The organism is Streptococcus sp. GMD4S, from assembly GCF_000296955.1.
The window spans coordinates 1-6,251 of the sequence record NZ_AJRE01000082.1 but is presented as its reverse complement, the minus strand read 5'-3'; the positions used below and the strand labels follow the sequence as shown (position 1 = coordinate 6,251).

7 protein-coding genes are annotated in these 6,251 nt (G+C 44.2%); 1 reads left to right on the top strand and 6 read right to left on the bottom strand.

What is annotated here, in order from left to right; all coding sequences use genetic code 11:
* Positions 1 to 22 precede the first annotated feature (22 nt).
* Positions 23 to 253, top strand: a complete 231-nt coding sequence (locus tag GMD4S_RS06635) for a hypothetical protein (RefSeq protein WP_000933131.1) — start codon at positions 23 to 25, stop codon at positions 251 to 253.
* A gap of 48 nt (positions 254 to 301) precedes the next feature.
* On the opposite strand, the gene GMD4S_RS06630 is transcribed toward GMD4S_RS06635, so the two are convergent.
* From GMD4S_RS06630 to GMD4S_RS13975, 6 genes are all read right to left on the bottom strand, one after another.
* Positions 302 to 1,075 carry an NUDIX domain-containing protein gene (locus GMD4S_RS06630; RefSeq protein WP_000785841.1) on the bottom strand — a complete coding sequence of 258 codons (774 nt, stop codon included), beginning with the start codon at positions 1,073 to 1,075 and terminating at the stop codon, positions 302 to 304.
* Position 1,076: 1 nt separating this feature from the next.
* Positions 1,077 to 1,856 carry a nicotinamide riboside transporter PnuC gene (gene pnuC, locus GMD4S_RS06625; RefSeq protein ID WP_000736880.1) on the bottom strand — a complete coding sequence of 260 codons (780 nt, stop codon included), beginning with the start codon at positions 1,854 to 1,856 and terminating at the stop codon, positions 1,077 to 1,079.
* Positions 1,857 to 1,865: 9 nt separating this feature from the next.
* Entirely contained in the window at positions 1,866 to 2,924 is a 1,059-nt protein-coding gene (locus GMD4S_RS06620; protein WP_000730570.1) for an AAA family ATPase, read from the bottom strand.
* Between the two features lie 146 nt (positions 2,925 to 3,070).
* Complete coding sequence (locus GMD4S_RS06615) at positions 3,071 to 5,503, bottom strand: ATP-dependent Clp protease ATP-binding subunit (protein ID WP_001109729.1); 2,433 nt, start codon at positions 5,501 to 5,503, stop codon at positions 3,071 to 3,073.
* A 1-nt stretch (position 5,504) separates the two neighbouring features.
* Positions 5,505 to 5,963, bottom strand: a complete 459-nt coding sequence (locus GMD4S_RS06610; protein WP_001211258.1) for a CtsR family transcriptional regulator — start codon at positions 5,961 to 5,963, stop codon at positions 5,505 to 5,507.
* A 171-nt stretch (positions 5,964 to 6,134) separates the two neighbouring features.
* Positions 6,135 to 6,239, bottom strand: a complete 105-nt coding sequence (locus GMD4S_RS13975; RefSeq protein WP_254736248.1) for an LPXTG cell wall anchor domain-containing protein — start codon at positions 6,237 to 6,239, stop codon at positions 6,135 to 6,137.
* Between the last annotated feature and the right edge of the window lie 12 nt (positions 6,240 to 6,251).

Genomic DNA, 6,251 nt, shown 5'->3' with positions numbered 1-6,251 from the left:
AGAATATAGGAGGTATGCTCTTATGCTAAATAAGTATTACAAGTATCTTCCTTGGTTGATTTTGGGAACAATTGGCTCTTATCAATCAGCCACTTACTATGCGCGAACTGCATTTGATGTCTTCTATCTGACTATAATCTTTATGATTGTTTATATCGCTTTGTTATTTTTACATGAGAACTATCTCAAGTATCGATACAAAGACTTTTTTACTCACCTGTTGAGCAATTCTAAGAAAGATAGCCATTCATAAAAATGATGATAAATAAAGAGGTCGGGAACTTTGTCCCGACCTCACTTTTTATTTCAATCGATAGGTTTTTCTTGGTTTCTTTTTAGGCACTCGTTTGAGGCCGACTTCTTCTACATATTCGCCGTATTTTACGAGAAAGTTATTGCTGACGATGGGCCGACCGGGGTTGATGAGATTGACTAGTTCGGTTCCTTCATAGACAGTGAACTCCTCCTCCAGAAGATAAAGGAAGGTCGGATTCCAGTCGAGACGGCCTTGGATTCGTTTGATGGATTCTTGGATAATGGCATAATGGTCAAAGGCGAAGGCTCTCTCGTCCAGCTCGACTCCCTCAAGGTAGCATTTACCTGTCTGGAAATCAACATCTACAAAAACCACATCCTTGGCATCGTCACCTGCCTGAACGAGGTCTAAGGCACGACTAGGTAGGTACACTAAGTGGGCAATGGTCACTGTCCAGCCCCGTGGATCACGACCGGGGGTCGATACCGTCATCAATTGCTCGATTTTCTCCAAAGGTAGATCGAGATTGACTTCTTCTCTCACCTCGCGCTGACAGGCATGTGCAGCATCTTCTCCCTTGTCCATAAAGCCTCCAACCAAAGCCAAACAGTTTTGATAAGGGTGAGCCTTGCGACGGATTAGCAGGAGCTTGATCTTTCCTTCGACAAAGCAGTAGGCTACCATATCCACTGTCACACTTGGTTTTTCATATTGAGGGAGTTCCTGCTTGTAGTACCAGTCTAAAAACTCCTCCTGACTGGCATGGATTTCATAATATTCTTTTTCCGTCATCCCGGCTGGAATCTTTGTGTCTGCCATCTTATGCCTCCTTTCGAACTGCCTTGGTCCATTGATACCATCCCACTAGACTATTGAGTGTGTAAACCCAGTACATCCCTTGGATGTGGATATTTTCACCCCACCAGAGATAAATACTAAAGAGATTGGTTGCAATCCAGAAAATCCATTGCTCACGGTAGAGACGTGTCATCAAGAGCTGACCAACACCATTAGTCGCATCAGTAACACTATCACGGAAAGGACGGGCGCTATTGATACTTTGGTAAGCCAAGCCCATACCAATCCAGATAATAGCAGTCAAGGCCAAGTACTTGAGCCAATCAAGAACAGATAATTTCTTAGCTTCAAAGTGGGATTCTTCTGGTTTTCCTTGGTCGTTGATACGATTGGACAGCCAAGCATAGAGACCAATCGGCTGCATGACAAAGAAGTAAACAGTCGTTAAAACTTCACCATAAAAAGTCGCATTCATGGCCAAAATCAAATAGATAGCTGAGTTAATAGCCCCAAAAAGATAATTGCTTGCACGCCCTTCTGCTACCAAGATAACACAGACAATCCCAGTCCAAGATGCAAACAAGCTCAGCCAGTCATGACTTTCCGTATTTTGTGTAAACTCCAAGATCAAGGGAACACTTGACAAGGCGATGAGATACAACCACTGGAAAGGACTACGGCCGACAAAGAGATCTTTCCATAGCAAGCGCATGATTCCTGCAAAACCGATCTTGCGGGCTTCTGCATGGACATTTTTAAAGTTTTCGATAAATTGTGTGATTTTTTCAGTTAGCTTTTTCATATTTTTCTCCTAATCTGCTTGGTAAATGGCATCAATAGCCACTTTTGCTGCTTCATAATTGCCTAGATAATCCTCTGCTAGATAAACTAAAGGAATAGTCGTTAAGTATCTCTCCCTCATCTCATCCAAATGCTGGGAAAAACTGTAGCGAATGTGGTCCTCTGCCATGGTCATATCTCTAAATCCGTCATTGACATAGGAACCGATAGGTTGCACGAAGAGAATCAAGTCCCATTTTTCCTTGGCCAAGATCGAAACAAAGAGATTGTCAAAGGTTTCTCCTGATAAGTCCCCTTGGTCCTCAGTCTCCATGTAATAGTCATAGTAGCCCTTGGTTACCAAGGAGTTGGTATCGGCTATCACTAGGCCTCGATTGGCATTGCTGTCGATTAACTTGGAGGTCTGGTCATACTGTCCCAACAGGAGATAGTAGTAATCCTTTGGAGTCAATTCATCATCGCGGACATTGTTTTTGATCTGGTACTCACGCGCGTATTCCAGACTAACGGGCGCATCGTAATACCTTGCCAAATCCTTGGCCAGAGTGGTCTTCCCATTGCTAGCACTTCCCATAATCAACACTTTCTTTGTAAACTGACGACGGAAGGGTTGAGCGATGTATTTCCAATATTTGCTTGGATTTTCTCGAATCATAGTCGCTGAGATACCAAACTTTCTTTCTTGCAAGACAGTGCCAAATCCACGTTTAGCTAGCTCTTGCTGGTAGTCTGCTTCTCCTACAAAAAAAGTCAGTTCTTGCTGGGTTTCATCATAGGAAATCTCCGCTAACATCTGGTCCAACCACTCCTGCCAGCCCATAGGGTAACGGGGAAGATTGGTCTCATCCAGCTTGCAGACAGAGGTCAACTCGTCATCCCGAAAAGCCTCTCGGATATAGCGAAATCGTTTTTGAAGACTTAAACCTACCTGCTCACCTCGGTCTCCCTCGTAGCCTGAAACGACTACCCAGACCTGGTCACACTGACGCTTCGCTCGCTGGATCAGATCGATATGACCCTGATGAAGAGGGGCAAAGGTCCCAAATACCACTGCTGTTTTCTTTTTCATAAACGTTTTACCTTTTTATAGTTTTTGATATTTTTATTTTCTATGTTTTTATTATACACTATATTTTTGTTTTGTCAATAGTTTTTTCTACTTTTTTATAAAAAAGTAGAAAAAAAAGAATCAGGACTGCTCCTGACTCTCCATTTTTAAGCAATATCAAATTTTAGTTGACCAGCTTTGACACCAATCTTGAGGGTCTTGCCTGCTACAAGTTCTCCCTTAAGGAGGAGTTCTGCCAACTTATCTTCCACTTCTGTTTGCAGGGTTCTGCGAAGTGGACGGGCTCCCATTTCTGGATTGTAACCGTGACTAGCTAGCAACTTCAGGGCTGAAGCTTGCAGTTTCAAGTCGATGCCTTTCTCTGCTAGGCTAGCAATCAATGGTTTAACCATAATCTTGACAATTTCCTGCATATGTTCGCTATCCAAGCTATGGAAGACTACCTTTTCATCAATACGGTTAATAAACTCTGGTCGATAAGTTTTTTTCAGCTCTTCAAAGATTCGTTTCTCCATATTTTCCTGGTCAAAACGAATGTCTTTAGCGCCAAAGCCGACCGTCTTGTCATCACGAAGAGCCGTCGCACCAAGGTTTGACGTCATGATGATAATGGTATTTGAAAAATCAACCTTGCGCCCCTTGCTATCTGTCAAGACACCGTCGTCCAAAACCTGCAAGAGGACATTAAAGATGTCTGGATGGGCCTTTTCTACCTCGTCAAAGAGAAGTACTGAGTAAGGTTTGTTGCGAACCTTCTCGGTCAACTCCCCACCTTCCTCGTAGCCCACATAGCCAGGAGGTGCTCCATTGAGACGGCTAGCCGCAAATTTCTCCATATACTCACTCATATCAAAGCGGATAAGGGCTGATTCGTCATCAAAGAGGACTTCTGCCAGAGCCTTGGCCAATTCGGTCTTACCGACTCCTGTCGGCCCTAGGAACATAAAGGAACCAATCGGACGCTTGTGACTACGAATACCTGACTGATTGCGACGAATGGCACGACTAATGCTTGAAACAGCTTGATCTTGGCCGATGACACGTTTGTGTAGTTCAGCCTCCAAATTCAGGTATTTCTTGGCATCCGTTTGCGTCAGTTTTTGGACTGGGATACCCGACAAGCGACTCAAGGTGGTCAAAATATCAGATTCTGTTACCAAGTCTTTATAGACAGGAACTTCCTCTTCTTTTGCGATTAGCTGGGCAGCTTGTTCCCACTTGCCATCCATCAGGGCCTTGTCAGCTGGAGTCAAGTCGGATTCGTCTGCTTTCACATGCTTGGATTTGTTTTGCACTGTTGCTGCCGCCTCATCTAAGAGGTCGATAGCAGAGTCTGGCAAGTGACGACTGGTCAAGTAACGATGCGCCATCTTGACAGCCGTTTCAACAGCTTCATCTGTGATTTGCACACGGTGGTGTTTCTCATAGGTGGCCTTCAAACCTTGCAAAATGGTCATACTGTCAGCTAGACTTGGCTCTTCAATCGTCACTTTGGCAAACCGACGAGAAAGGGCAGCATCTTTTTCGATGTGTTTCTGGTATTCTTCCTGAGTGGTGGCACCAACCGTTCTCAAAGTTCCACGAGCCAAGGCTGGCTTCAAGATATTGGCTGCATCCAGAGTCGAGTCAATACCGCTACCAGAACCCATGATGGTGTGGAGTTCATCGATAAAGAGGATCACTTTGCCATCTTCCTCTATATCCTTGATGATATTGTTCATGCGCTCTTCAAAATCTCCACGGAAACGTGTCCCCGCAACAACATTCATCAAATCAAGCTCTAGAACACGCATCTTTGCCATTTCCGCAGGCACATCCCCACTGGCAATACGCTGAGCAAGACCAAGTGCCAGAGCTGTTTTCCCGACACCCGCATCTCCAACCAAGACCGGATTGTTCTTGGTCTTCCGACTCAAAATCTGAATCATACGTGAGATTTCCTTGTCTCGACCGATAACTGGCTCTAACTTGCCAGAACGCGCTTGCTCCGTCAGGTCATGCGTGTAGTCCTCTAGACCACCACTTTGAGCTTGAGGCATGCCCATCATATTGGCCATGGAATTTTGCTTGTCAGTTACTGTGCGATGGCGTTGACGCAAAGCCTTGAGATCTTCTCTTGTCCAGCCAGCACGCTCTTCTAGATTACGACGAAGAGCAGCAATTCTGACCTGATCTTTCTGGTCTTCATAAGAGAAGCCTGCTCTCTCCAAGATGCGAGTTGCCAAAGCATTACCATCATGCAAAATCGCATAGAGGACATGCTCTGTCCCTAGCACCTTAGCATGTACCACTGAGGCTACATATTCTGCTTCCGCAAAGAGGACCTCCAAACGATGGGAAAAGGGTAATTCCGTAAAAGTTTCATCTTGGCTATAGTCGGTTTCAGTCAGTTCCAACGCAACCTCTTCTAAACGGTCCATCTCGTATGGATAATCATTTAGAGTCGCACCTGCCACACTGTAACTGTGATTAGACATGGCAATCAATAAATGCCAAGACTCTAGGTAACGGGCTCCAAAATGGCTCGCAACCATGTAGGCACTCTCGATACATTCATTCAATGCTTTTGAATAGTTCATCTTACTTCTCTTTTCTATCTACCTCTTGTAATAGCTGTCGGAGCATATTGGCACGGACAACTGAAGATTCTTCCCCTAGGACACGATCTGTTGCTACAGAAGTCAGCAAGGTCATCTCTTGCTTGGTCATCAAGTCCTGCTCCACCAAAAGCTGGAGAATATCCTCATAAATCTCCTGACTAACTCGCTCTCCGATTGAATAAAGCAAATCGCGTAGCATCTCGTGATGATTGGAAAACTCAATACGCCCTATGCGAATGTAGCCTCCACCACCACGCTTGCTCTCAACTAAGTAACCTCTACTTTCCGTAAAGCGAGTCTTGATGACATAGTTGATCTGGCTCGGTACAACCTGGAAGGTATCTGCCAACTGGCTCCGCTGCAATTCCACGATACCAGACTGGTCTAAAATCGCCTTGATATAGGCTTCGATATGATCTGATGTATTTTTAAATCTCATAGTAAATCAAACTCCTTCTTTGAACCTTGACTATCTTTGACTATTATACCGAAATTTTTGATTTTTTTAAAGGAAAAGGGAACGAGTTGCGAAGATTATTATAAACTATCCAAAACAAAAAGATGGGACTGTAAAACAGTCGCCATCTTTTTTAGTTATTCAAAGTTAAGATTAGTCAACTTTTTTAGCACGGTATACAAGTCCTGCCAAAGCTGCAAGAACTAGACCAAGAATAGTAGAGAATGCTGTAAAGTCTGCTCCACCAGTGTTTGGCAAATCTCCCTTAGG

What these genes read in the sequence shown, in the direction of transcription:
- GMD4S_RS06610 (WP_001211258.1), bottom strand. Translation starts at nt 5,963, where the DNA reads ATGAGATTTAAAAATACATCAGATCATATCGAAGCCTATATCAAGGCG.
- GMD4S_RS06630 (WP_000785841.1), bottom strand. Translation starts at nt 1,075, where the DNA reads ATGGCAGACACAAAGATTCCAGCCGGGATGACGGAAAAAGAATATTAT.
- pnuC (WP_000736880.1), bottom strand. Translation starts at nt 1,856, where the DNA reads ATGAAAAAGCTAACTGAAAAAATCACACAATTTATCGAAAACTTTAAA.
- GMD4S_RS06615 (WP_001109729.1), bottom strand. Translation starts at nt 5,503, where the DNA reads ATGAACTATTCAAAAGCATTGAATGAATGTATCGAGAGTGCCTACATG.
- GMD4S_RS06620 (WP_000730570.1), bottom strand. Translation starts at nt 2,924, where the DNA reads ATGAAAAAGAAAACAGCAGTGGTATTTGGGACCTTTGCCCCTCTTCAT.
- GMD4S_RS06635 (WP_000933131.1), top strand. Translation starts at nt 23, where the DNA reads ATGCTAAATAAGTATTACAAGTATCTTCCTTGGTTGATTTTGGGAACA.